Source organism: Methylobacillus caricis, assembly GCF_020532705.1.
Taxonomy (GTDB): Bacteria; Pseudomonadota; Gammaproteobacteria; order Burkholderiales; family Methylophilaceae; genus Methylobacillus; species Methylobacillus caricis.
The window spans coordinates 1,772,873-1,796,097 of the sequence record NZ_JAJAVD010000001.1 but is presented as its reverse complement, the minus strand read 5'-3'; the positions used below and the strand labels follow the sequence as shown (position 1 = coordinate 1,796,097).

General features: G+C 51.9%; 20 protein-coding genes and 1 riboswitch. Of the genes, 11 read left to right on the top strand and 9 right to left on the bottom strand.

All coding sequences use genetic code 11. The features are described 5' to 3' along the window. Nucleotides 1–2: 2 nt before the first annotated feature. The 4 genes from LG200_RS08465 to LG200_RS08450 form a co-directional block, all read right to left on the bottom strand. Complete coding sequence (locus LG200_RS08465) at nt 3–248, bottom strand: acyl carrier protein (RefSeq protein ID WP_226757127.1); 246 nt, start codon at nt 246–248, stop codon at nt 3–5. An 82-nt stretch (nt 249–330) separates the two neighbouring features. Next, on the bottom strand, nt 331–591 hold the full coding sequence (locus tag LG200_RS08460) for a phosphopantetheine-binding protein (protein ID WP_226757126.1): 261 nt from the start codon (nt 589–591) through the stop codon (nt 331–333). Further along, a complete protein-coding gene (locus LG200_RS08455; RefSeq protein ID WP_226757125.1) occupies nt 542–1,351 on the bottom strand; it encodes a lysophospholipid acyltransferase family protein in 810 nt (269 codons plus the stop codon). Before LG200_RS08455 ends, LG200_RS08460 begins: the two co-directional genes overlap by 50 nt. Further along, complete coding sequence (locus LG200_RS08450) at nt 1,344–2,054, bottom strand: beta-ketoacyl synthase chain length factor (protein WP_226757333.1); 711 nt, start codon at nt 2,052–2,054, stop codon at nt 1,344–1,346. The genes LG200_RS08455 and LG200_RS08450 overlap by 8 nt, the downstream gene beginning before the upstream one ends. A gap of 510 nt (nt 2,055–2,564) precedes the next feature. On the opposite strand from LG200_RS08450, the gene LG200_RS08445 reads away from it, so the two are divergent. The 7 genes from LG200_RS08445 (at nt 2,565) to LG200_RS08415 (ending at nt 10,262) form a co-directional block, all read left to right on the top strand. Beyond that, a complete protein-coding gene (locus LG200_RS08445) occupies nt 2,565–4,178 on the top strand; it encodes an OmpA family protein (protein ID WP_226757124.1) in 1,614 nt (537 codons plus the stop codon). Between the two features lie 49 nt (nt 4,179–4,227). Further along, nucleotides 4,228–5,733, top strand: coding sequence for a hypothetical protein (locus tag LG200_RS08440; protein ID WP_226757123.1), 1,506 nt, complete (start codon nt 4,228–4,230; stop codon nt 5,731–5,733). Then, the gene (locus LG200_RS08435; protein WP_226757122.1) at nt 5,730–6,560 is read left to right on the top strand and encodes a hypothetical protein; all 831 of its coding nucleotides are present in this window, start codon (nt 5,730–5,732) and stop codon (nt 6,558–6,560) included. The genes LG200_RS08440 and LG200_RS08435 overlap by 4 nt, the downstream gene beginning before the upstream one ends. A gap of 158 nt (nt 6,561–6,718) precedes the next feature. Further along, complete coding sequence (gene adh, locus LG200_RS08430; protein WP_226757121.1) at nt 6,719–8,239, top strand: aldehyde dehydrogenase; 1,521 nt, start codon at nt 6,719–6,721, stop codon at nt 8,237–8,239. A gap of 113 nt (nt 8,240–8,352) precedes the next feature. Continuing rightward, nucleotides 8,353–8,724 carry a DUF779 domain-containing protein gene (locus LG200_RS08425; protein WP_226757120.1) on the top strand — a complete coding sequence of 124 codons (372 nt, stop codon included), beginning with the start codon at nt 8,353–8,355 and terminating at the stop codon, nt 8,722–8,724. A 390-nt stretch (nt 8,725–9,114) separates the two neighbouring features. Beyond that, nucleotides 9,115–9,723 (top strand): nicotinamide riboside transporter PnuC, encoded by a 609-nt coding sequence (gene pnuC, locus LG200_RS08420; protein ID WP_226757119.1) that lies wholly within the window; start codon nt 9,115–9,117, stop codon nt 9,721–9,723. Continuing rightward, a complete protein-coding gene (locus tag LG200_RS08415) occupies nt 9,720–10,262 on the top strand; it encodes an AAA family ATPase (RefSeq protein WP_226757118.1) in 543 nt (180 codons plus the stop codon). The genes pnuC and LG200_RS08415 overlap by 4 nt, the downstream gene beginning before the upstream one ends. A gap of 40 nt (nt 10,263–10,302) precedes the next feature. Here the strand turns inward: LG200_RS08415 and LG200_RS08410 are convergent, their stop codons facing one another. The 5 genes from LG200_RS08410 to LG200_RS08390 form a co-directional block, all read right to left on the bottom strand. Continuing rightward, nucleotides 10,303–12,471 (bottom strand): TonB-dependent siderophore receptor, encoded by a 2,169-nt coding sequence (locus LG200_RS08410; RefSeq protein ID WP_226757117.1) that lies wholly within the window; start codon nt 12,469–12,471, stop codon nt 10,303–10,305. Nucleotides 12,472–12,536: 65 nt separating this feature from the next. After that, a riboswitch (TPP riboswitch) is annotated at nt 12,537–12,635 on the bottom strand. A gap of 122 nt (nt 12,636–12,757) precedes the next feature. Continuing rightward, complete coding sequence (locus LG200_RS08405) at nt 12,758–14,404, bottom strand: SulP family inorganic anion transporter (RefSeq protein ID WP_226757116.1); 1,647 nt, start codon at nt 14,402–14,404, stop codon at nt 12,758–12,760. A 73-nt stretch (nt 14,405–14,477) separates the two neighbouring features. Further along, entirely contained in the window at nt 14,478–15,830 is a 1,353-nt protein-coding gene (locus LG200_RS08400; protein ID WP_226757115.1) for a di-heme oxidoreductase family protein, read from the bottom strand. A gap of 6 nt (nt 15,831–15,836) precedes the next feature. Then, a complete protein-coding gene (locus LG200_RS08395) occupies nt 15,837–17,096 on the bottom strand; it encodes an ABC transporter substrate-binding protein (RefSeq protein WP_226757114.1) in 1,260 nt (419 codons plus the stop codon). A 24-nt stretch (nt 17,097–17,120) separates the two neighbouring features. Further along, nucleotides 17,121–19,175 (bottom strand): TonB-dependent receptor plug domain-containing protein, encoded by a 2,055-nt coding sequence (locus tag LG200_RS08390; RefSeq protein ID WP_226757113.1) that lies wholly within the window; start codon nt 19,173–19,175, stop codon nt 17,121–17,123. A 198-nt stretch (nt 19,176–19,373) separates the two neighbouring features. On the opposite strand from LG200_RS08390, the gene LG200_RS08385 reads away from it, so the two are divergent. From LG200_RS08385 to LG200_RS08370, 4 genes are all read left to right on the top strand, one after another. Further along, complete coding sequence (locus LG200_RS08385; protein ID WP_226757112.1) at nt 19,374–20,810, top strand: PAS domain-containing sensor histidine kinase; 1,437 nt, start codon at nt 19,374–19,376, stop codon at nt 20,808–20,810. Nucleotides 20,811–20,848: 38 nt separating this feature from the next. Beyond that, nucleotides 20,849–21,490 carry a response regulator gene (locus LG200_RS08380; RefSeq protein WP_226757111.1) on the top strand — a complete coding sequence of 214 codons (642 nt, stop codon included), beginning with the start codon at nt 20,849–20,851 and terminating at the stop codon, nt 21,488–21,490. Nucleotides 21,491–21,968: 478 nt separating this feature from the next. Beyond that, a complete protein-coding gene (locus tag LG200_RS08375; protein WP_226757110.1) occupies nt 21,969–22,769 on the top strand; it encodes a flagellin N-terminal helical domain-containing protein in 801 nt (266 codons plus the stop codon). 83 nt (nt 22,770–22,852) lie between these two features. Then, nucleotides 22,853–23,212 (top strand): flagellar protein FlaG, encoded by a 360-nt coding sequence (locus LG200_RS08370; RefSeq protein ID WP_226757109.1) that lies wholly within the window; start codon nt 22,853–22,855, stop codon nt 23,210–23,212. The last annotated feature ends 13 nt before the right edge of the window (nt 23,213–23,225 follow it).

Below are 23,225 nucleotides of genomic sequence, written 5' to 3'. Positions count from 1 at the left end.
GCCTAGGCTGCAAGCAAGGTTCGCACAGTGGCAACCACGTCACCCACAGTGCGGACAGACTTGAAATCCTCTGGTTTGATGCGCTTGCCGGTCATGGTTTGCAGCTTGATAGCCAAGTCAACGGCATCAATGCTGTCCAGGTCCAGGTCCTGGAATAAATGGGTTTCCATGGTGATGCTTTGTGTATCGACTTCAAAGGTGTCTTCAAATATGGTTTTGAGCCGATCAAGAATTTCTGTGTCAGACATTTGTGATTCCGTACTGTCTTTATAATTAGGATTCCCCTGCGCGGTTGTATTGCCTTTTCCCTGCAACCACGCCAAGGGTACGTCAGTTTTTCTGCTGATCTACAAATGCTGCGAGACTGCTGACCGATTGAAAGTGCTGGCGGTTATTGGCGTTATTTGCTTCTATGGTCAGGCTGTATTGTTTACGTAAAGCGACCCCAAGTTCCAGTGCATCAATCGAATCAAGTCCAAGGCCGCTGGATTCAAACAGCGGCGTATCGTCTTCAATATCATCCGCAGTGATGTCCTCAAGGTCAAGCGACTTGATGATGAGTTGCTTGATCTCTAGACGTAGTGCTTCCATGGGTACTCAATGCCTCGGTAAAATAATGTTCCAGTTTTTTGGTGACTTGCCGTGCCGCAATTGCAGGCGAGTCATCAGGCTTAGCCCACTGGTTTATTAATATTGGGTCAAGAACGCGTATTTGTAGAAAAGCTTTCTCGGACGGAATTTTATACCACTTTTCCCCTTTGGTTAAAGTTGGCGGCGTACATTTGATCAATACCGGAATCACCGGCATCTTTCCGTGCATGGCAATGTAGGCAGTACCGCGCCTGAATTTCAGGGGTTTGCCAGGTATGCTGCGCGTTCCCTCGGGGAAAATCATTAAAGGGTTGCCGTGTTGCATATCTTCCGCACATTCCTGAATCAATAGTTCGGGCTCGTCATTGCTGATGTAGTTTGCAGCCCGAACAACGCCTCCCATAAAAAAGTTATCCCATAATGCTTTCTTGACCACGCAGTTTGCATTGGGCATCAGGGAGATCAGTGCGACTACATCTATCAGTGTGGGGTGGTTGGCGAGCACCAGGGCACCTGGATGGGCTTTGAGCGTGTCGCCCCCAATGATCTCCAGCTTGAGTACACCGACTAACTGCATGAGGCGCAGGAACATGCCGAAAGTGATACAGATGATTTTGCGCGCACGCCTGGCACGAGTGTTTGCGGGGGTCAGGTAAAGCGCTGGAAATACAAGAGTCCCAAGTATTAGCGCTCCCAGACTGAACACCATGAAGCAGATGCCGGTAGCAACCAGGCGCCAAATATAATTCAATTTATTCATCTTCATTTTCGACTGAGCGCGCATGACAGCTCCAATGCCATTGCCTACCTTCACCCTCCCAGGAACTTGTGCCATTGGCCAGACACTGGATAAATGCCAGCGATTGTGATGAAGCGCTTTCCTTTGCATCTGGCTGCGCCTGCATTATGCAGTTGATTTCATGCGAGGCATTATTGCTCAGCAGCAATGCAATTGCATGTGATGCTTCGCTTGGATGGCCTGCCTGATAAATTGGCGGCGGAGGTTCATCAGCATAAACAAACAGCAGAGCTTGTTCTGGATTGCTGCTGAATTGCATCCAGGCTTCCAGCAACCCGAAACCAATGCTGGAACCGGTGGCAGCGATCGCTGTATTGGGCGAACGGTCAGCGGTTGCAATGGAATAGGCACCTGCAGCTGCATTAAGTACCGACATGCTGAATGCAGTTGGAGACGGGATATCGCCAATAGCCAACCCCATCAGCATGTCGGTAGTACGTGCAATATCTCCATTGCGTGAGGCATAGACCAACCGTAAGTTGCTATGTCCATTCGCACATTGGTGGGCTAGGGAAAGTGCTTGTTTGACCAAGGGGCTGAGTTTGCGCCGCAAGCCAGCATCCATGAATTGCAAGTCAATGGAAGGAGGATCTTGCATGTCTTCATGCCAATAGGCCCAGCGCAATATTGGCAATATCCATTGGATTGATGGGGGTCGGTGCATTGTCATATTAAAAAGTTTGTTTAATCAGTGCAGGGCTGATTGACTCTGGTTGAATGTGCCATGGCATGCGCCAGGATTATACAGTTTTGTCCATGCTTTAAAGCCTTCCATGCAATACAGATAATAGCTTCATTCCTGGATTGCATATCATGGATATGCCAATCCAGGAGCTGTTCCATACCATGAGGTAGTATTGGAGTTTTCCATAGCGGATTGAACCATCGTTTTACTTGCGACCACCATGATCTGCAGTTGAAAGCATGTCCCTGTTGTTCAGGCAAAGAGTGATCATCAAATAAGCGTGTTAAACGTTTTTATTAGCAGGGGGCAGTGTTGCCAGTATCTTCTTGAGAAGCGGTCTCGTTGACATGTCTATGTCAATTACTCACACTAGCTAGCATAACAATGTCAGGCCGTATCATTTATTAGGGGATTGTCTTGCCGCAGATGCCTTTTCACAAACGTTGGGTCGTGGTTCTCTTGTCCCTTTCTCTTGGATTACAGAGTTGCGTGACTACTGATCCCAAAACAGGCCAGCCTTCAATCCGCGAAACCTTCAAGCAGACTTTTGCCAGCGATGATCCCTGCGCTAATAATGCCCGCAATATTGGTATCGTCACTGGTGCGCTGATTGGCGGCCTGGTTGGAAACAGGGCAGGTGGCGATAACAAGGCGCTTGGCACCCTGATAGGCTTGGGGATAGGCGGTGCGCTGGGCGGCTTGATTGGTTCGGAGGTAGATAAGCGGGAGTGTGCGCTGGCCATGATTCAGAAAAAATATGACCTGGATATGCAGGTGACACCAATAGAGGTGCAGGCAAGCGTAACTAGTGCCTCGGCTGAGGCTGAGCCGCAGAAGGTTGGGCTTTCAGTTTCAGTCGTGGATGCTGAAAACAAGCCGCAGTTCCGCAGTGGGTCTGCTACGCTGGAAGCTGAAGCAAATACACATTTTTCGGAAATTGCCCGTCAATATTCAATCAAATCTCAGATAGAGGCGTTGGGGGCCAATGTCAGTCAGCAGGAAAGAGACAAGATTGCACAAGAGTTGAGCAAGAAACGGGTTCTATTGATTGGCCATACTGACGATAGCGGCAACACGAAGTTGAATGCCGAGTTATCGGAGCAGCGCGCACGGTCTGTGGCCCAGCTATTCAAGGCTAATGGCGTGGCTGAGGATCAGTTGTATTACCAGGGTGCTGGTGAAACGCTGCCTATTGCAGATAACCGTACAGAGCAGGGCCGCGCAAAGAATCGGCGTGTTGAAATTGTTGATCTCAGTAATGAAGACGTTTTTAAACTTTATCTGCAAACCCGTCGCGCCAACACTGCCTATTATCGCCCTGCTGAAAAAGCTGAGCCCAAGCCTAACACGATTGAAACTGCGGGAAATTCGAACAAGCCAGTGGCTGGGAAGGATAACAGCAAAAAAATAGCCAAGCCTATAGAAAAGCCTGCTGCTGGCAAGATCAAGCCAACAGTGGAAGATGACAAAAAGTTAAGGCCGAAAACTGCATCAGCCAGGGCATTGGCCGAGAATGCGATTGATTTTGGCGGCGTGCCATTCAACCTCAAGCTGGCCAGCCTGGATATCGGTGAAGTGAAGCAGCCCAAGAAGCCTTTGAGGTTGATCGCTGAAGCGGAAGCCAGTGATATGAGCGCAATCAGCAGTTGCAATCTGGACCGTCCACGTCATGCTGGTGCTGTGAAATCTTTCAAGGATAATCGTGTTTATGCCACTAACGACTTTTTGCCAGGGCTGTATGGCAGAACTTGGCATGACACCGTGGGAGGACATCTGGTTGTGCTGAACAAGCTTGCAGTATTGAGCGATGGCGCTGCTCCAGCCAACTTGCCTGAACTCAAGGTCTATGCCAGCTATGATGCGGTTAAAAATCACAATGCGAAGCCAGATATTGAGCTGACGCCTGCAGTGAATACCTATCAGGGCAGTAACGGGTTGTTGTACCGCGTGTTTGCAGGAGGCCAGGGTGGCCTTGAATGCATGGATATTTTATTGCCCAGGGCAAATAATGGCATTGCCCAAGGCGGCAAGATTCTCTACAACCGGACGGATGGGGAGTATGTGGTGGATTTCAAGCCTAGAATGAATGCAAGCCAGAAGTAATTAATAGTTATCAAGCTGTATATATAAGCGAGAAAAAGGGGGGAGTAACATGCGGGAATTTTTTGCGGCTTATCCACTGCTGGCCTGGAGTGTGGTCAGCACCATGGTGGCGTTGGTGATAGTGGTAGCACTTTGGGAAAAGGTGAAATGGTGGTGGCTCAACACGTGGATGAGTTTTCCGCTTATTGGACGCATCAGCCGGTTATCCAAGGATTTGAATCGCGACATGACAAATCCGGAATGGTTTAAGGCTGAAAAGGCAGTGTGCCGCGATTACAAGAAATTTATTCGCATCCAGAACGAACAGGATTTCAATGAGAAAATTGAATACCTGACCAAGGCGGGTGATAACGGGCGCCACGCAATTCCCATCTGGATATGGATACTCACCATAGCGATGGTATTTGTCGAGGCCATGGGTTTTAGTTATGTGCTGGCTGGATATACCTTGCCGGGAGCCAGTGAAAATCTCCAGCAGACCGGCGCTTACGGTATTGCCTTCCTCATTTCGATTATCCTCGTGGCGCTGACGCATTTTGCAGGGCATGAACTATACAAGTCGGGCAAGATCGCACATGCTCGTCGTGAATGGGCTGAAGATGGCCGTAAGCATAAGCTCACGACCAGCACGGTGCCTTTGGCCAAGCCACAGTCCATTGATGACGGCGAGTCGCGTTACACCCAGTTATGCAATCGTGTTGGTACTCATCCCAGTTACAAGATTACGGTTCTGACGGCAGTATTTGTCCTGTTTGTCGCTATCTTCGCTACTTATGTCCGTGGACAGGTACTTGAAAAGTCATTGCATCAAGAAGTCGTCGGCTCCAACCATATCGCCGCAATCAATAATGCGGATGGCCTGGACTTTTCCAACGATGTGCAGTTACCTGATGCCGATATGGCACAGGATCGTTCCACCGTTGACAAGGCCTTGCAGGATGAAACCTCCATAGATCGCCATGGCGGCTGGGCAACCTTTATTGTGCTGGCCTTCGTGTTTGTATTCTTGCAGATACTGGGCGTGATTTTCGGGCACCGCTGGGGCTTTGCCGGACAAAACAGCGCTGCGGCCTTTGTGGATATAGGCAGTGGCCGGTATAACACTTATTCCGATGTACGGGAGCACTACCAGGAGATTGCCGATACTGCGCAGTCCAAACTGGAAGCATTGCAGCAGAAGCTGATGGACAGAAATGCCCAGCATGGTACAGATGGCATGCATACCAGCAAAAACTTTTATGACTTCATGGAATTGAGTCGCCAGGAAGAATCCAAAGACCGCGAAAGCCAGCGCCAGCATACCAATAGGCATGCTGAAGAAAGGAAGCCGCGGATAGTGCCAGATGCAAATAACCTTAGTGCGGCGCTTTCATTGCAGGATGCATTGCGTACCCTGGATGGACTACAGGATAAAAATGCCAAAAAGGAATATATCCATAGCTTGCCAGAGGCATTGCAGCAAGAAGTGTTAGAGGCGATCAAAAAAAGCCGGCTTGCAGAGCAGGAAAAAGAGAGCCGTTCCAAACTGGATGCTGAATTGGATGACCTGCTATGAAGCGTTTGCAGTTCGCAACATTGTTGTTTCTGACAAGCCTGGCCGGTGTTGCTGAGGCTGGTGGCGCCTTGCCTGCGTGCTACCATGCAAAGCTGCCGGCACCGGATGCCAGGCCTGAGACCGAAATATTCGTCGTCATAGACCAGACAACAGTATTCGATAACAGCCTGAAGCAATCGATTGCCAATAATCTGCGTCCATTCCTGAGTGCAAATAATGCATTCTCAGTCATCCGGTTTTCTGCCTATACGCAAGGGCAATATACCGAGGTGCTGGTATCAGGCGCCCTGGATCCGCTGATTGCCCAGTCTGCGCGGAACGATATATCCAAGCCAGTACTTGCCAAGTTTGATCAGTGTATTGCCAATCAGCCCAAACAGGCTGCCCAGCTGGCTGGAGCAGCCTTGAAGTCGGTGTTTGATGGAAGTCGCAGCTCAATCAGCAAATCAGATGTGATAGCCAGCTTCAAGGATATTTCAACCCGTGTCAGGCAATCTGTTGCCAATCAAAAGGTTGTATTGATCGCGTCTGATATGTTGGAAAACTCTTCCGTGACCAGTTTTTATACAAATCAGGCTGTACGTACCATACAGCCTGAAAAAGAGCTGGCGTTGGTCGAGAAAAATCAGCTGTTTGGTGATTTTGCCGGTGCCAGGGTTTATGTGATAGGCGCCGGGTTGCTGGCAGAGGATGCCAAAACGAAATCAGTGTATCGCTCCCCACAGACCATGCAGGCATTGGGTGGTTTCTGGAAACAGTATTTCCAGAGATCGAACGCGCAGCTGCTTGAGTTTGGCCAGCCAGCCCTGCTCAATCCCGTCAGATAGTTTTTACAGGCCCGCCAGTCGGGCCTGTTTTACATCATGGGACAAAAAATAGACTAAGGAGTATATTTATAAGAAATGTGCGTTGCTTCAAATCCGCGTGCATCAGAATTTGTGGCAGTTTTTACCCCAATCATCAATAACTCTTGGAGGAGTGCAGCATGAGTCTGGATAGTTTAAAGAGCCTGGGTATTAAGGTTCCGTACAAAAATAAATACGATAACTACATTGGCGGTGAGTGGGTTGCGCCAGTAGATGGCGAATATTTCGATAATATCAGCCCGGTCACCGGCAAGGTGTTTTGCCAGGTGGCCCGCTCCAATGAGAAGGATATTAATCTTGCACTGGATGCAGCTCATGCAGCCAAGGATGCCTGGGGCAAGACCTCGGGAGCTGAGCGGGCTAATATTCTGCTCAAGATCGCAGATGCGATGGAAGCCAATCTTGAGACCATCGCAACTGCTGAAACCATAGACAACGGTAAGCCGATTCGTGAAACCATGGCGGCTGATATCCCGCTGGCGATTGATCATTTCCGTTATTTCGCCGGCTGTATCCGTGCGCAGGAAGGAGGCATCAGCGAGATCGATCACGATACTGTCGCTTATCACTTCCACGAGCCGCTAGGTGTCGTTGGTCAGATTATCCCGTGGAATTTCCCAATTCTGATGGCTGCCTGGAAACTTGCTCCAGCGCTTGCTGCTGGTAACTGCATTGTGATGAAGCCTGCTGAACAAACGCCTGTTTCCATCCTGATGGTCATGGAGATTGTTGGTCATTTGCTGCCTCCAGGGGTGCTCAATGTGGTGAACGGGCATGGCGTGGAAGCAGGCAAGGCCCTGGCGACCAGCCCGCGTATCGCCAAGATTGCCTTTACTGGCTCTACCTCGGTTGGACGCCTGATCATGCAATATGCCAGCCAAAGCCTGATCCCAGTGACCTTGGAGCTGGGTGGCAAGTCTCCCAACGTATTCTTCGAAGATGTCATGGACAAGGACGATGCCTATTTTGACAAAGCTTTGGAAGGCTTTGCCTTGTTTGCCCTGAACCAGGGCGAGGTATGTACCTGCCCAAGCCGCGCGCTGATCCAGGAATCTATCTATGAACAGTTCATCGAGCGTGCGATCAAGCGCGTGAAAGCGATCAAGCAGGGCAGCCCGCTAGACAAGTCCACCATGATTGGCGCGCAGGCTTCCAGTGAACAGGTTGAGATCATCATGTCCTATATCAAGCTGGGCCTGGAAGAGGGGGCTGAGCTCCTGACCGGCGGCAAGGCTACCAAACTGGTTGGGGATTTGAGCGAAGGCTATTACATAGAGCCAACCGTGTTCAAGGGCCACAACAAGATGCGTATCTTCCAGGAAGAGATCTTTGGCCCGGTGCTGTCCGTGACTACCTTCAAGGATGAGGAAGAGGCACTGGCCATCGCCAATGACACTATGTATGGCTTGGGAGCCGGGGTCTGGACCCGTGATGGCAGCCGTGCTTTCCGTATCGGCCGGGGCATTCAGGCTGGCCGCGTTTGGACTAATTGCTACCATCTCTATCCTGCCCATGCCGCATTCGGTGGTTACAAGCAGTCTGGTATCGGCCGTGAAAACCACAAGATGATGCTGGACCATTACCAGCAAACCAAGAACCTGTTGGTGAGCTACAGCCCGAACGCCTTGGGTTTCTTCTAAGTTAGTCATCAAGCTGTAGTCTGGTGTGCGCAGTTGCCGATCATTTTCATATTGCAGAGTCGGTGCTGCGCACTTTTAGTTTCTCTACGCGTGCATGATGTTGAGGAGAAAGTATGAGTACACGGTTATCAGCGACTGAAGCTGCAAAAACCTTGATTGATGAACTAAAGGCTAGACATGGCAACTTGATGTTCCATCAGTCTGGTGGATGTTGTGAAGGCAGTGCGCCCATGTGTTTGCAGGAGGGTGAGTTCTTGCTTGGTACCTCGGATGTCAAGGTCGGCGAAGTGCACGGTGTGCCTTTCTACATGAATAAAACCCAGTTTGAATATTGGCAGCATACGCATTTAACCCTGGATGCCATCGTCGGCCATGGCGGGATGTTTTCCCTAGAGCAGGCGACTGGCAAACATTTCCTGATCAGGTCGCGATTGTTTACCGATGAGGAGTTGCAGAATCTGGAGCCTGTAGAACAGTGTGGGTGATTAAAGGGTGTTGATGAAAGCTCGTTGAAAACCAGTATTGCGTCATTATTTGCTGGTAACATGGCGTGTACGTAGGCACTTGGCTATCAGGGGCTGACAGCCAACGATGTCGAAAGAGCATTCAGCATTCTCAATAATGGTGTCATTTTGCTCTGTTGTTTAGCGAGGATACTACGTGTAGCCTCCAATTGGCCCGCCAGACCAAGTTACTGCTGCTGGAACCGCCATTCCGTTCACTTCGGGCTACACGCAACATGCTATCGTGCATGTCGGATGTCTTAACCCTGGCGTGTACTTGCCCTATCGCTGCAAACAACTGGCGAAAAAAATCCGCGGCATCTAGAAGACAGAGATGCTGTGATCAATCAACATCTCACATCACGGCATTGCATGAACGATCCACTGCTACTATTTAGCTTCCTGCATACTTCACTGCTGGAAATTGTTTCCTTCTCGCTCGCCATCACAATGGTACTGCTTAACATCCGGCAATCGCCGTGGGCATGGCTGTTTGCGATCGCTTCTGCAGGGTTGTATGCCGTCGTCTTTTACGACGCAAGAATCTATGGCGACATGGCGCTGCAGTTCGTCTTCATTGCCGTGTCGTTTTGGGGGCTCTATCAATGGCTGTTCGGCGGGCATGATCACCAAGGTGTCAGCGTCACGCGACTGTCTGGCAACGGCTGGCGCATCGTTACCGTAGCCTGGCTGGTCGCCTATGCCATCATCGCCATGCTCCTGCACAGCTTCACGGATAGCGATGTCGTGCATATTGATGCCTTCCTCACCGCCGGTAGCCTGGTTGCCCAGTTCCTGCTCACGCGCAAGACGCTGGAAAACTGGCATATGTGGATTCTCATCGATGGTCTCTACATAGGCCTTTACCTGCACAAGCATCTTTACCTGACTGCAGTGCTCTACGGCTTGTTTGCGCTGCTTGCGGTGCTGGGCTTGCGTGCCTGGAAACGATCGCTGCCGACAACAGTGGTTTTATCATGAGCGTGCCCATTCTGCGCATCGCCATTCTCGGTGCGGAATCCACTGGAAAATCAATGCTGGCCGCCGCTCTCGCCGCGCATTACCACACGATTTGGGTGCCTGAATACTTGCGCGAATTCGTCGAAACACGCCAGCGCACGCCGCATGCAGAGGAGCAATTCCTGATCGCCGCCACACAGCGCGAACGTGAGGCAGAAAGCGAACCGCGCGCCAACCGCCTGCTATTCTGCGACACTTCACCGCTAATCACAGCGCTTTACAGCGAATACTACTTTGGACAGGCCGATGCCGAACTTGCTGCGCTGGCAGCACAGCATGACTATGCTGCTACCATCGTTACTGCACCGACCACGCCATGGATAGCGGATGGACTGCAACGCGAATCCGATGCAGTGCGCCAGCATGTGCATGACCAGTTGATTCGCAAACTGTACGATACTGGCATCGCGTATCGGCTCGTCGATGGCAGTACGCGACAGCGCGTGATGCAAACTGCCGATTATCTATCCTTGCGCCTGTCATTGGACGAAGCGCAATAAAAAGCCGCCAGCAGGCGGCTTTTCTTTATTTCAATATCGATCAGAAATCGATTTGGGCCGACAGCCGGAATACGCGTGGCGCCCCCGGGATCAGGTAGCCTCCGAATGCGCTTGATGCGTCACCCCAATAGAACTTGTTGAACACATTGTCTACGCCAAAACGGAAGGTGGTTGCCGTATTGCCGAGCTTGGCCATATAGCGTGCGCCCAGATTTACAACGTGATAGCCGTCTACTTTCCTGTTCAATTCCGCGATCTCGTTGCTCGGAGCGAAGACTTTGCTGCTTGAGTAAATCCAGGTTGCATTCAGCTTGAGGGCAGGCAGGCCTGGTAATGCATATTCGCTATACACCGCAGACTTGAATCTCGGTACGTTACCAACCCGCTTGCCCTCGATACGCGCATCGTCTGTGCCTTCAGCCTTTGCCTGCAATGCGGTGAAGCTGGTACCCAGCATCCAGTCACGCGTGACGCGCCCTTGTGCAGCGAATTCCAGGCCACGGTTGATTTGTGTGCCAGCGACGACATAGGTTGGCGTGGCATCCACATATTCATTCTTGCGCTTGATCTGGAATACGGCGGCAGATACGCTGACATCTGGTGTCATGTCTGTTTTTACACCGAACTCGACCTGCCTGGACTTGCTGGGGTCCATGATGACTTCGGCATTCGTGGTACCGGTCGGTGCTTCGCCGCCTGGTTCAAGACCTTGCGAATACGAACCATAAACTGCCAGTGACGGCTGTACATTGTAGACCAATGCGACGTTCGGCAAGATAAAGTCGTCATCCGTACGGCGCGCCACAACACCTGAAGAATTGAACTGGTCGCGCTTGAGCTGTACATAGCGCACACCGGCATGCAGTTTGAGCTGGTCGCTCAAGGCCATGACATCCTGCACAAATACCGCACGTTCTTCATCCTTGCGACGCAAGCGGACCGGATTGACGTCGGTGAGCGCAAAGTTGTCGTAATAGACCGGGTTATAGATATTGCTTTCGCCAACATAATTGAACACGTAGTCGGCAAAGCTGTCGCGACGGTTCAGCGTGGAAACGCCTGTTGTCAGGTCATGGTGCACATCACCTGTCGTGAAGTTACCCTGCAGCAGTGCCTGAGTCGTCGTGATCGAGCGCTTGTCGTTTTTCCGGCGCAAGTCGTACATGGAATAGCCACCATCACTGCAATAACCGGTGATCAGCCCCTGTGCCTGACAGCCGGAAGGCAAGGTCACCGCATCATCACGATGCAAGGTCGATTGGTTGGCTTGCAAGATGGTGCGCCAATTGTCATTCAGCTCGTAGTTGAATTTCAGGCCAATGTTGTGACTGTCATCGACAACAGGGCGGCTCCAGGACTGGTCATTGAGCATCTGCTTGGCGCGGATGCCAGTCGGAATGCGTTGCTCCGGCCCGAGCAACTGGAAACCTGGCACAGTCAGTTGCGATTTGTGCTGATAGTCTAAGTCAAGCTGCAACAGCGCGCGCGGACTCAGGCGAAAGTCAAACGCACCCGAAATGAAATTGCGATTGCCAGTCGAACCATCAATATATGACTTAATGTCTTCCGCTGCTGCATTGATGCGATAACCGAAAACACCATCTTCGGAGCGACCGCCCAGATCCACGGCGCTATATACCGTGCCGCGTTCACGGACTTCGAACGTTGCCGAGCGTAGCGGGGTATCGGTAGGGCGCTTAACCACGTAGTTGAGAATACCGCCCGACGCGGCAATCCCTGCCTGCAGGCCAGCCAGGCCTTTCAGAATCTCGATACGCTCCTTGTTTTCCATTGGCACCATGGCCTGTGCAAGAATCACCATGCCATCCTTGCGATAGTTGGCACCTTGGTCAAGCACGAAACCCCGGATCGAGAACCAGTCCGCCAGGCCAACAGCGTTGTATGAGTTTTGCACGCTGGCATCCCACTTCACTGCATCGCTCGCTGAGCGGACGCTGCGGTCTTGCATCTGCTCTTGCGTGATTACATTGATCGAAGCCGGCGTTGACAGCAGTACTGCTTCGGAAAAACCACCGACGCTGGCGCGACGTGCCGCGCCATCAGTAGGTGCGGAGCTGACGACGACCTCAGGCAGTGCGCTTGGCAATTTGCTATCACTGGTATCGTCGGCCTGGGCCAGCGCAGCAGGTGCAAATGCGCTGGCGATAGCCAACACACTGAGTTTTTGACGGAAAGATAAAGCAGGCATTAGTTGGTTCACTCGCGTTGAGGACAAGCGCGCAGGAACGAACAAAGAATCTCTGGGAATGGACCTTGAGTGGCTTTGCGCTTTCCTACGCTGGCATTATCCAGGTCAGGTTCAAGGGTATGTCTCACCCGAAGATCGGCTCTTCAGGACCCCTAGCGTGGGTCGTATACTAACAAAGAATGTGGAGGAAATGCCAATTTTCCGTCGCGAACGGGCTTGGATGCTGCGCATGGCAGCCAGTGGCTGCGTGCTCAAGCGAGCCGTGCGGAAAGGTTTGCAACGGCATTCAACGGCGAAGGGCCGGGGAGGGAGCTTCCTGCCATAGCAATTGCAGGTGCGGCAGCACGTTATGTTCGCCGATCTGGTTGGTGAGCCCGGCGCGGCGCAGCTTTTCGATAATATTGGGCCTGGCCTCGGCGATCACCAGCCGGATCTGGTGCTGTCTGCAAGTGTCCAGCAGGTTCCATAATGCCTGCATGCCGGTGGCGTCCATGATCGGCACGCGCGATATCCTCAGCACGATGGTATCGGTATCCTCGCGTATGGTCTGCAGGCGGTGCTGCAGGTGCTCTGCCGCGCCGAAGAAGAACGGCCCTTCCAGGCGATAGACCAGCGTGCTGGATGGCAGATGCCATTCGCGCTGGCCGTATTCCTGCTGCAAGTCCTCGTCGCTGAGTTGTGTCACGTTCACCGTGTCTGCCATGCGCTTCATGAACAACAATGCGGCAAGCATGACGCCGATATTGACGGCAATCACCAGGTCGCTGAACACGGTGAGCAGGAAGGTGATCAGCAGCACCGCCACGTCCGCGCGCGGCGCAGTCCTGGCCATGTGCAGGAAGCGATGGGCCTCGCTCATGTTGTAGGCCACCACGAACAGGATGGCCGCGAGCGCCGCCAGCGGGATATTCACCGCCAACGGCGCCAGCAAGACCACGATCAGCACCAGGGTGATGGCATGCACAATGCCGGAAAGCGGGCTGTTGGCCCCGTTGCGGATATTGGTGGCGGTGCGGGCCAATGCGCCGGTGGCGGCGAATCCACCGAACAATGGCGAGGCGATGTTGGCAATGCCCTGCCCGATCAGCTCCTGGTTGGACTGGTGGCGCGTGCCCGCCATGTTGTCGGCAACAACGGCCGAGAGCAATGATTCGATGGCGCCCAGCAACGCAATGGTGAAGGCCGGGCCGATCAGCTCTATCATGACGGCGGGGCTGATGCCCTCGGGCAGGGCAAAATGCGGCAATGCCTGCGGGATGCCGCCAAAGGCGCTGCCTATGGTGGCGACCTGCTCAAATTGAAAGGCAGATTGCACGATGGTGGCTGCCACGATTGCGACCAGCGGGCCGGGGATTTTTTTCAGGTAGCGGTTGGACAGGATCAGCACTGCCAGCGTGAACGCGCCAAGCAATGCGGTCTGCCATTGCAGCTGCGGCAGAGCCTCCAACAGGTGCAGCAGTTTTTCGTGAAAATGATGCGAGGCCTGGGGCGTGAGGCCGAAGAAGTCCTGCCATTGCCCGACGAAGATAATGACGGCGATCCCGCTGGTAAAGCCGATGATTACCGGTTCCGGGATATAGCGGATCACGCTGCCCATGCGCGTCAGCCCCATGACGAGCAGTATGATGCCTGCCATCAAGGTGGCGATCTGCAAGCCTGCGATGCCGTATTTCGCCGTAATGCCGGCAAGAATGACGATGAACGCTCCTGTCGGCCCGGTAATCTGCAGGCGGCTGCCGCCGAACAGGGAGGCGAGCGTGCCTGCGACAATCGCCGTGTACAAGCCGTGCTCAGGCTTGGCGCCGGAGGCAATCGCGAATGCCATGGCAAGCGGAAGGGCGACGACCCCGACGATCAGCCCCGACATGATGTTGCGGGACCAATACCGGCGCGAGAGCAGGCCGGCGCGCTTGGCTTCAAGAATGGCGATCATGGTGTAAAGGCATGGCGAGGAATGTAATGGACAGGCATATCATAGCGCTTTCGCCGCAAGATGATATCGAGGCTTACAGCGATTCGATAAAGTCCAGCAGCCATTGCCGGTCCTGCGGCGACATTTTTTGTACCATGGTGCGCGACTCCTGTGCTTCTCCACCATGCCACAGAATGGCTTCCAGGATAGTCCTGGCGCGGCCATCATGCAGGAAGCCCGCATTCGGTTCCACCTGTTTTGCGAGGCCGATCCCCCAGAGCGGCGGGGTGCGCCATTCGCTGCCGATGGCGGAAAAGTCCGGGCGGCGGTCCGCGAGTTCCGGCCCCATGTCGTGCAACAGCAAGTCCGTATAAGGGGCGATGGTCTGGTTGCCCAGGGCGGCCAGCCTGGGGAATTCACTTGTCCTGATTTCAGGCAGGTGGCAGGCCGCACATTGCGCCTGGCGGAACAGCAGGGCGCCCCGTTGCACCCTCGGGTCGTCCTGATGGCGTGGCGAGGGCACGGCAAGCGCCAATTGGTATAACTCCATTTGCGCGAGCTGGGTTGCCGGGATTTCCGGCGTGCCCGAGACCGGGGCTTGCCGGCATGCGGCTTGACGCTCGGCGCAATTGCCATGCGGGAACAAGTGGGAGCTCAGCCCCATGTCTCCCGCCAATGCGCTCGCAGTCTGCTCCCGCACCGTCGCCACATTGGCTTTCCAGCCGAAACGCCCGATGACCTGTTGTTGCTGTTCAATACTCCAAACGCGGTTTACCCGGCCTTTGATACTGCCTGGTTTTGGCTGGGCTTGCAGCGCAAGCAAGGTGTCATCCGCAATCGCCTCCAGCAGGCCCATGCCATAGATGGCAGGCGCAATGCGGGCTGAAGTTTGAATATTGCCGGGGAGAGGGCCATAGGCGAGACCGCTGAATTTTAAGGTAGGCTTGCGCAGCCGAACGGTTTCACCGCCATTCAGCGTTACCTCGGTTTCTTCATAATGCAGATGGGCCCGGCCTTCAGCCTCGATGCCGGGAGCGCCGAATTCCTGCAATTGGTCGCCATAGGCTGGATGGGGCACGGGCGCGCCCGTATGCGTTTTGCCCGGCAGGCTCAAGCGTACCAGCATGGCACGCATGGATTCTTCCGGGCCGTCGGGTGCGAAGCCCCGGCCGTTCTTGGCATGACAGGCGATGCAGGCGTTGCGGTTGTATAAAGGCCCCAGCCCGGCAATATCGTTATCCATCGCGGGCGAAATGATCCAGCTCTGCCTGACCAGGCTGCGTCCTTGCAGGAACTGCTGCCTTTCTTCGGCGGAAAGCGGGTTGATCGCTTGGGCGTATGCTTCCCGGCTGGTGTTGTTGGTCACGACCTGCGCTGGCTCATTGCCGCTGGCCTTGATAGTGAACAGGGTGGCGAGGGCTATCGTCAGTGACAGGATGCTGCGCATTGCGTGTTAATGCGGTGATGCAATGCGTATAGCTTCTTCGTAACGGTCATGCATGATGCGCTGCCATCGGGTGATATCGGCAGGACTCAGCGTTTGTATCGCTTCCGCGCCTGCTTCATCAATCGGCAGGGAGTGCAGCAATTGTTTTGCCTTCACGACCGCCGGAGCGTCAGGACCGGATTTATTGCTGGCATCCCGGATTGCGCTGACCGCGTTTTGCAAGGAGGGCAGGTTGAACGTAATGATGGCATCAAACAAGGCATTGGTGATCTCCTGGCGGGCAAGCCCGCGCCGGGTGTCATATACGAACGCAGGATTGTTCTCGAAGGGATTGAAGTAAGCCGCGGGCTTGTCTGCATAGACGGACGGCCTGACCGGCAGTTTGCGGATATCGGGGTGGAACAACAGCCGTTGGCCTTGTTCAGAAAGCACGAATTTGCTGAATGCCCGGGCTCCTTCGAGATTGCCGGCATTTTTCATGATGGCGAGATGGGCGGGCGAATAGCCGGTCAGTTCCGGGTAAACGAACTGCAAAGGGGCGCCGTTGGCGATAGCCGAGGCGGTGAAGAAATCAATGGTGAGCCCGGCCAACAAGCGGCCGCTGGCAACATCGTCGCTGACAAATGTGGCGCCTGAAGTCACCAGTTCGGCATTGGCGGCAATGGCCTGCAACAGGTTCCATCCATCCTGCCAGCCATAGCCCTGGAGCAGGATATCTATGAGGGGAGGCGCATAGCCTACCTTCGAGGGCACGGGTAATGCAATCTTGCCCTTGAGTGCAGGATGGCTGAGGTCTGTCCAGTTTCTGGGAATGGGAAGCCCGGCCTTTGCCAGCGCCTGTGGGTTGCTCACGATGCCATACCCGGCAATTTCAGTGGCGATGTGATTGCCTTCTCGCAAGGCAAACCCGTTTACAGCGGCAGGCAGGCCGTCTAGATCAAGGTTCAGCGGCTGGAACGCCTGCATCTTCTCAAGTTGGGCAAAGTTGCGTTGGGCAGGGGTCCAATAGACATCCACAGGTTGCCCGGACTCCTTGAAGTAAGCCATGGCATCGCGCGACTGCCGCCATAGCACTTCCAGCTTGTATTGCGGATATTGCTTCTCAAATGCCGCTTCGAATTGCGAAACGACTTCCTGAGGGTAGCTGGTCATCACGACGACTTTGGCCTTGTCTGCCAATGACACCTGGCTGACGAGCATCAACCAGATAATGAGAATTCGGATCGGCCAGCGCAATGCTGCCTTGATAGTGAGAGCGCTGGCCATTGGATTTCCTATCTAAATGATTGCTTAGAACTTGCGTGTGACATTGATGAACATATTACGACCTTGAAGATAGAAACCTTCCATATAGGCATAATTCTTGTCAAGCAGGTTGTTCACTCCTAGGTCGGCTACCCAGTCTTGATTGAACTGATAGCTGCCTTTGAGATTAAGTAGGGCATAACCATTACTGGCCGACCAATACGCTGTAGTACCCGGTGGTAGGCTACCAGTGCGTAATCTTGAGTTGTTGCTCCCATCGCTGGCTTCAAGATTGCCGCTTAATGCCAATTGGCTAGTCGCCTGCCAGCGACCATAGGCAAACAGTTTGTTACGTGGTACGCCGAGCAACTTGTATTGTGGTTCATTTTTATTATCGCGGTCTATGTAGCTGTAAGTGAGCCCAAATTCCAATGTTTCACTAGCCTGGTAATTGGCACCAAGTTCAATGCCGGTACTGATGACCTGTCCAACATTCTGCTGCTGGAAACACCCTGATCCGGCGAGACAGCCGGTCAAGCCACTTACCTGCTGAATCATATCCTTTGTGTTGTAATAGAACACCGCTCCCTGCAGGCGCAACTGGGATGTAACCATGCCGGAAGCGCCAATCTCGTAATTGGTGGAGGACTCGGACTTAAGATTGGGGTTTTGTATACCTTGATTGGTAAGGCCGGTAGATAGCCTATCTTTCAAAGTGGCAAAGCGGCTCTTGCGAGCAACAGTGAAATGGATTTCGCTATCCTCGGTTGGGCGATAGAACAATCCAGCCTGGGGGTTCCATGCTTGATCGCTGCCATGCATGAACTGGAATGGCTGATTGCTATTAGTAAACGCCGAGGCATCAAGGTTCTTGCGCTTGTCATAGCTAACGCCAGTGACGAGTGACAATTTTTCACTAAACTCATGGGTGTCTTCAATACCCAAGGAAATGGTGCGGTCTTCAGAACGCTCCTTGGGATTGCCAATTGCATTCGAGCGATGCACATCCCATTTTACGTGAGCAGACAGTTTGAGAGTGTTGTTCTCGCTGAGCTTGGTGCCAAATTCAGTACTGCCACCATAGGAGTGGTCACTGTAGTAGCTTGGAAACCCGTTGGAGTAAACTGTACGTGTCACATTAGTGAAACTTTCCAATTCATTCTTGAATGAGTCATGGAAGCCACGGAATTTGATGTAGCTATCATTTCCCAGCTTGGTATTGGAAATGAAGTAGATGCTTTCCTTGTCCCAGCGTGGCCAGTCCCAGTAGTTGACAGGTTGATCAGTCTTGCCTGCATAGGGAGGCGACCCCTTGGATGCCTGCTGGTTGATGTAGTTGATTGAGTATTCGTCACCTTCGCGTGGCGTGATGCCGAATTTCAGGTTGATCTTGCCATCGCGGCTGTATGAATTATCGCGCACACCGCCATCTTCAAAACGGTTGGGGTTGAAGTCCGCAGACATGCGATAACGGTTGATGTCAATCAGCGAAGCATTCGCTTGCCAGTACCAGGTGCCTTGGTTGCCACCAAAGCTGGCATCAGTAGTATAGCCGTTGTATTTGAAATCGCGGTCGGTCTTAAGGCCAGCGGTTACACTGCCTTCAAACTCCTTGACCGGCTTTCTGCTTACCAGGTTGATGGCTCCCCCGAGGGTATTGGCACCATACAACACGGAACTGAAACCCTTAGAAACTTGGATTTTGGAAAGATCATAAGTCGTGAAGCGGCCTAGGTCGATATAACCGTCATAGCTGACATAAACCGGGATGCCATCAATATAAATGGGCACTTGTCGTAGATTGAAACCGCGGATATTGGCCATCATTTCATTGCGCTGTGCGCCAGCACCATTTTGCTGAGCACCTGTTAGGTTAACGCCGGGTAGCAGATTAAGAGCACTATCTAGGGTCTCGCGATTGAATAATCGCAAGTCATCCTGGGTAATGGTGTCATTTGCCAGTCTGGCAGCGTCTTCTTTGAATGTAGTAACGTTGATTTCGCCTAAGGTATAAGGTGCCACCTCGGCCTGCGCGATATGCGCGTTGGCCGACACTGTGGCTAGTACCGCCAGTGTCAGCGGCTTGATGTAGTTTGGCATGATGCTCCCCGATGATTGTTAACTAACTGAAATAAAGGCGAGATTAGATAATAATTCATTATATTTGTAAATATATAACGATGGCTATCCACGGGTTACTGGTTGAAATACAACACATTTGATTAACATGGCGTTGTTTGGGGTATGCAGGAGGCTGCTTGAAATAATGATCTGATCTGGTAGGCTTGGCTGGATATTATGAAAGGTATTGCCGTGCCGCCATTATCCGAAATTCGCCATTACCTTGAGTCCGAAGCCCGGAGCCCAATGGGGGATGTATATGCAATAAATCCTTCCAGCCTTAAGGTCATGACGGTGATTGTGAATGGCGAGGCAGGTTATACCGCTGATGTGCGGCTTGATGAATTGCTGCATGCTTTGGGGCAATGGCCTGTCAGGACATTATTGGATTCTGTACAACCAGGTCAGTTGCTCATCGATTTGACTTCAAAACTGGTTGAACTGGATAGTTATTTCGACCAGTTCCGTCTGCTGATGGTCACGATAGAAGGGCAGAGGCGGCTGATAGTGATGTGGGACGGCCGTGCATTCAGCCAGCATATCCTAAGGGCCTTGAATGACGGTGAGTCCAAGCTGAGTGCCATGATTTCAAATACGCCTGGTGTGGTATACCAGGCGCGTATGGATATAACGGGAGAGCTTGTGTTCCTGTATTTGAATGATGCATGCAAGCCGTTGCTGGGTCAGGATGCAGAGGCATTTATCCGTCAACCGACTTTGTTTGGCTCAATGATTGATAAAGACGATCTGGCCGGCTATGAGAAAACCATGCGCAAGTCTGCTCAGACTTTAAATGTATTTAACTGGACTGGCCGCTTTTGGATTGAAGAGTGGCAGGATATCAAATGGATCAATCTGCGCGCCAGTCCAAGAAAAATGATGGACGATACCATCTTATGGGAGGGTATCATGACCAACATCACGCAAAGCCGGCAGGAGCAGCAGGCAATCAGGCAGTCTCATCAGCGCCTGTCCGAGCTTTCAGCGCATATGGCGCAGATCAAGGAAAAAGAGCGGTTGAAAATTGCCCGTGAGATTCATGATGACCTGGGAGGCAATCTGACTGCAATTCGGCTGGGTTTGTCTTCAATTACCAAGCATCTTGGACCTGAACAGGAAATATTGCTGGCAAAAGTCCGCCAACTTGAATCAATCGTGAATGATACGTTTGAGTCAGCACACCGTATTGCCAGCGATTTGCGCCCAAATGTCCTTGAGCTTGGGATAGTGGCAGCCTTGGAGTGGCAGGCGGTCCAGTTTTCTGAGCAAATCGGGATTCCTTGCGACTTTGTCAGCAGTCATGCCGAGGTTCCATTGACGACGGAATATGCAATTACCCTGTTCCGTATTTGTCAGGAAGCAATGTCCAATATTGCGAAATATGCACAGGCGACGCAGGTTGAGATAACACTGGAATATTCTGAAGATCAGATCGTGATGCGCGTGATCGACAATGGGATTGGCATTGCCCCTGTGGATACCTTGAAGCCTGATGCCTTTGGTTTGCGTGGCATGGCAGAGCGGGCGGTAGCCTTATCAGGATCTTGCAAGGTGCAGGTGGGGCTGCAAGGGGGTACAATCGTTACAACGACATTGCCTGTGATCGCAGGGTAAGTGATGTGTGCTTTTCAAAAGGGTAGGTTAAAAACAAGATGTCACAAATGATCAAGGTTGTTATTGCTGATGATCATGCCATTCTGCGTGAAGGTTTAAAACAGATCCTCGCAGAAACTGATGATATTCAGGTCATTGCAGATGCCAAGAATGCCGGAGAAGCAATCAAGCTTGCTGCGACCAAGGGGCTGGATGTTCTGGTGCTGGATATTTCCCTTCCTGACCGTAGCGGTATCGAAGCGTGCAAAATCATCAAGCGGGATTTCCCCCGTGTTTCCATCCTGATGCTTTCAATGCACAGGGAGGATGCATATGCAATTCGCGCTCTTCGTTCAGGAGCCTCAGGATACCTGAGTAAACAAAGTGCCTCGGATTCGTTGGTAACCGCTATTCGGACGGTTGCCAAAGGTAAAAAATACATTAGCGAAGAAGTTGCTTATGCCTTGGCAGAGCAGGTGGGCGGGGATGTTGATAAGCCCTTGCATGAATGTTTGTCTAACCGGGAATTCCAGACATTGACCATGATTGCTTCCGGGCTTGCGGTGAGTGATATTGCCCAGAATCTTTCACTGTCAGTCAAAACAGTCAGCATGTATCGCGCCCGACTTCTTGAGAAGCTGAATTTGCGACATAACGCCGAGCTGACGCATTATGCAATCAAAAACAACCTGGTTGACTAGTTTCAGGGAGCCAGACAGCATTGCTCAATGCTGTCCCTAACTGACGATTAGGCCCTTTTTATCCTTCCTGTTATTCCAATTGCTCCTCCTGGTTCGCGGTTAACATACGCTTCATTCAAAATTTTATAGTATTTGATATTAAGGTTTTTCAGGATTTTGATATGTGAAAAACTTTAGGGTTAAATTTAAAATTTTTTATTTATTTAATTTAACTTATTGAATTTTATAAATAATTATGTGATTTTTATTGATGGGAAGGGAGCCGCTCTAAAGATTTAAATGATCAAGCCGACATCAGGGGCATGGCATTGCAATCAGGTGATGGCAGAGAGAAAAGAAGTTGTATTGAAGAGGCTAAATTTTCTCCCAGCTTTACCGATAACAGTCTTAAAGGCAATTGAGATTCAAGGCTGTAAAGCGATACCAAAAGCAACTTCATGTTGTTTTTGACATTAACTAAATCGAAGGAGAATCAAAAATGGCTGCAATTATCAATACCAACCTGGCTTCCCTGAATGCACAACGTAATTTGAGCACTTCGCAAACCAGCCTGAATACTTCACTGCAACGTCTTTCTTCCGGTCTGCGCGTAAACAGTGCTAAAGACGATGCTGCGGGCCTTTCCATCGCAACCCGTATGGATGCCCAGGTTCGTGGGCAAACTGTTGCGATTCGTAATGCGAATGATGCGATTTCCTTTGCTCAAACTGCTGAAGGCGCTTTGGGTAAAGTGACTGACGCTCTGCAACGTATGCGTGAATTGGCTGTACAGTCTATCAATGCCACTAATGGTACTGGTGACCGTGCTAACTTGGATGCTGAATTCCAACAATTGGCCACAGAAATCGGTCGCCTGGGTTCGGATACCAAGTTCAACGGTAGTGCCGTGTTTGGTGCTACAGCAATGACATTCCAGGTTGGTGCAGATAGTGGTCAAACCATTACAGTGAGCGCAACAGCTGCTTCATCTATCAGTGGTGATATCACCACTGCCGACAATGCCAACACTGCGCTTGCTGCGATTGACACTGCATTGGACACTGCCAATACCAGCCGTGCGACCTTGGGTGCCGTACAAAACCGCTTTGAATCCGTGATCAGTAGCTTGCAGGTATCGGTTGAGAACCAGTCAGCTGCCAAGTCTCGAATCCTGGATGCGGACTTCGCGGCGGAAACTGCCAACCTGACACGCGGTCAGATATTGCAGCAAGCGGGTACTGCGATGCTGGCGCAAGCGAACTCCCTGCCCAATAACGTGCTGACTTTGTTAAGAGGCTAATTAATAAGATAGCTCTGCTTGAAGTGGAAACAGCCCGTAGTGCCTGATAAAGGCGCTACGGGAATTTCTTGAGGATAGTTAAAATGGCTATTGTTAATTTAAATGCTTACAGTTCCACCGCTGGCGTAGTGGGCTTGCAGCAAAATACACAGCCCGTGGCCTCACTGCCTGCAGCGCTGGGTAGCAAGCAAGCTAGTCAGGGCCCGGAAGTGGATCCAAGCCAGAATAGCGTAGAGTCTGCTGTTAAGCAGATTAATGAGTTTATTTCACCTGTCATGCAATCGATCCAGTTCTCGACTGATAATGATTCAGGCAAGGTGGTTGTTAAAGTGGTTGATTCGGAAACACAGAAAGTATTGAGGCAGATACCCAATGAAGAGGTGCTGCAGATTGCGAAAACCCTGGGTAAATTGCAAGGTTTGGTGATTAGGCAGACAGCCTGAGTTTTTTTGAGGT

What these genes read in the sequence shown, in the direction of transcription:
- LG200_RS08465 (WP_226757127.1), bottom strand. Translation starts at nt 248, where the DNA reads ATGTCTGACACAGAAATTCTTGATCGGCTCAAAACCATATTTGAAGAC.
- LG200_RS08460 (WP_226757126.1), bottom strand. Translation starts at nt 591, where the DNA reads ATGGAAGCACTACGTCTAGAGATCAAGCAACTCATCATCAAGTCGCTT.
- LG200_RS08455 (WP_226757125.1), bottom strand. Translation starts at nt 1,351, where the DNA reads ATGAATAAATTGAATTATATTTGGCGCCTGGTTGCTACCGGCATCTGC.
- LG200_RS08450 (WP_226757333.1), bottom strand. Translation starts at nt 2,054, where the DNA reads ATGCACCGACCCCCATCAATCCAATGGATATTGCCAATATTGCGCTGG.
- LG200_RS08440 (WP_226757123.1), top strand. Translation starts at nt 4,228, where the DNA reads ATGCGGGAATTTTTTGCGGCTTATCCACTGCTGGCCTGGAGTGTGGTC.
- LG200_RS08435 (WP_226757122.1), top strand. Translation starts at nt 5,730, where the DNA reads ATGAAGCGTTTGCAGTTCGCAACATTGTTGTTTCTGACAAGCCTGGCC.
- adh (WP_226757121.1), top strand. Translation starts at nt 6,719, where the DNA reads ATGAGTCTGGATAGTTTAAAGAGCCTGGGTATTAAGGTTCCGTACAAA.
- LG200_RS08425 (WP_226757120.1), top strand. Translation starts at nt 8,353, where the DNA reads ATGAGTACACGGTTATCAGCGACTGAAGCTGCAAAAACCTTGATTGAT.
- pnuC (WP_226757119.1), top strand. Translation starts at nt 9,115, where the DNA reads ATGAACGATCCACTGCTACTATTTAGCTTCCTGCATACTTCACTGCTG.
- LG200_RS08415 (WP_226757118.1), top strand. Translation starts at nt 9,720, where the DNA reads ATGAGCGTGCCCATTCTGCGCATCGCCATTCTCGGTGCGGAATCCACT.
- LG200_RS08410 (WP_226757117.1), bottom strand. Translation starts at nt 12,471, where the DNA reads ATGCCTGCTTTATCTTTCCGTCAAAAACTCAGTGTGTTGGCTATCGCC.
- LG200_RS08405 (WP_226757116.1), bottom strand. Translation starts at nt 14,404, where the DNA reads ATGATCGCCATTCTTGAAGCCAAGCGCGCCGGCCTGCTCTCGCGCCGG.
- LG200_RS08400 (WP_226757115.1), bottom strand. Translation starts at nt 15,830, where the DNA reads ATGCGCAGCATCCTGTCACTGACGATAGCCCTCGCCACCCTGTTCACT.
- LG200_RS08395 (WP_226757114.1), bottom strand. Translation starts at nt 17,096, where the DNA reads ATGGCCAGCGCTCTCACTATCAAGGCAGCATTGCGCTGGCCGATCCGA.
- LG200_RS08390 (WP_226757113.1), bottom strand. Translation starts at nt 19,175, where the DNA reads ATGCCAAACTACATCAAGCCGCTGACACTGGCGGTACTAGCCACAGTG.
- LG200_RS08385 (WP_226757112.1), top strand. Translation starts at nt 19,374, where the DNA reads ATGAAAGGTATTGCCGTGCCGCCATTATCCGAAATTCGCCATTACCTT.
- LG200_RS08380 (WP_226757111.1), top strand. Translation starts at nt 20,849, where the DNA reads ATGTCACAAATGATCAAGGTTGTTATTGCTGATGATCATGCCATTCTG.
- LG200_RS08375 (WP_226757110.1), top strand. Translation starts at nt 21,969, where the DNA reads ATGGCTGCAATTATCAATACCAACCTGGCTTCCCTGAATGCACAACGT.
- LG200_RS08370 (WP_226757109.1), top strand. Translation starts at nt 22,853, where the DNA reads ATGGCTATTGTTAATTTAAATGCTTACAGTTCCACCGCTGGCGTAGTG.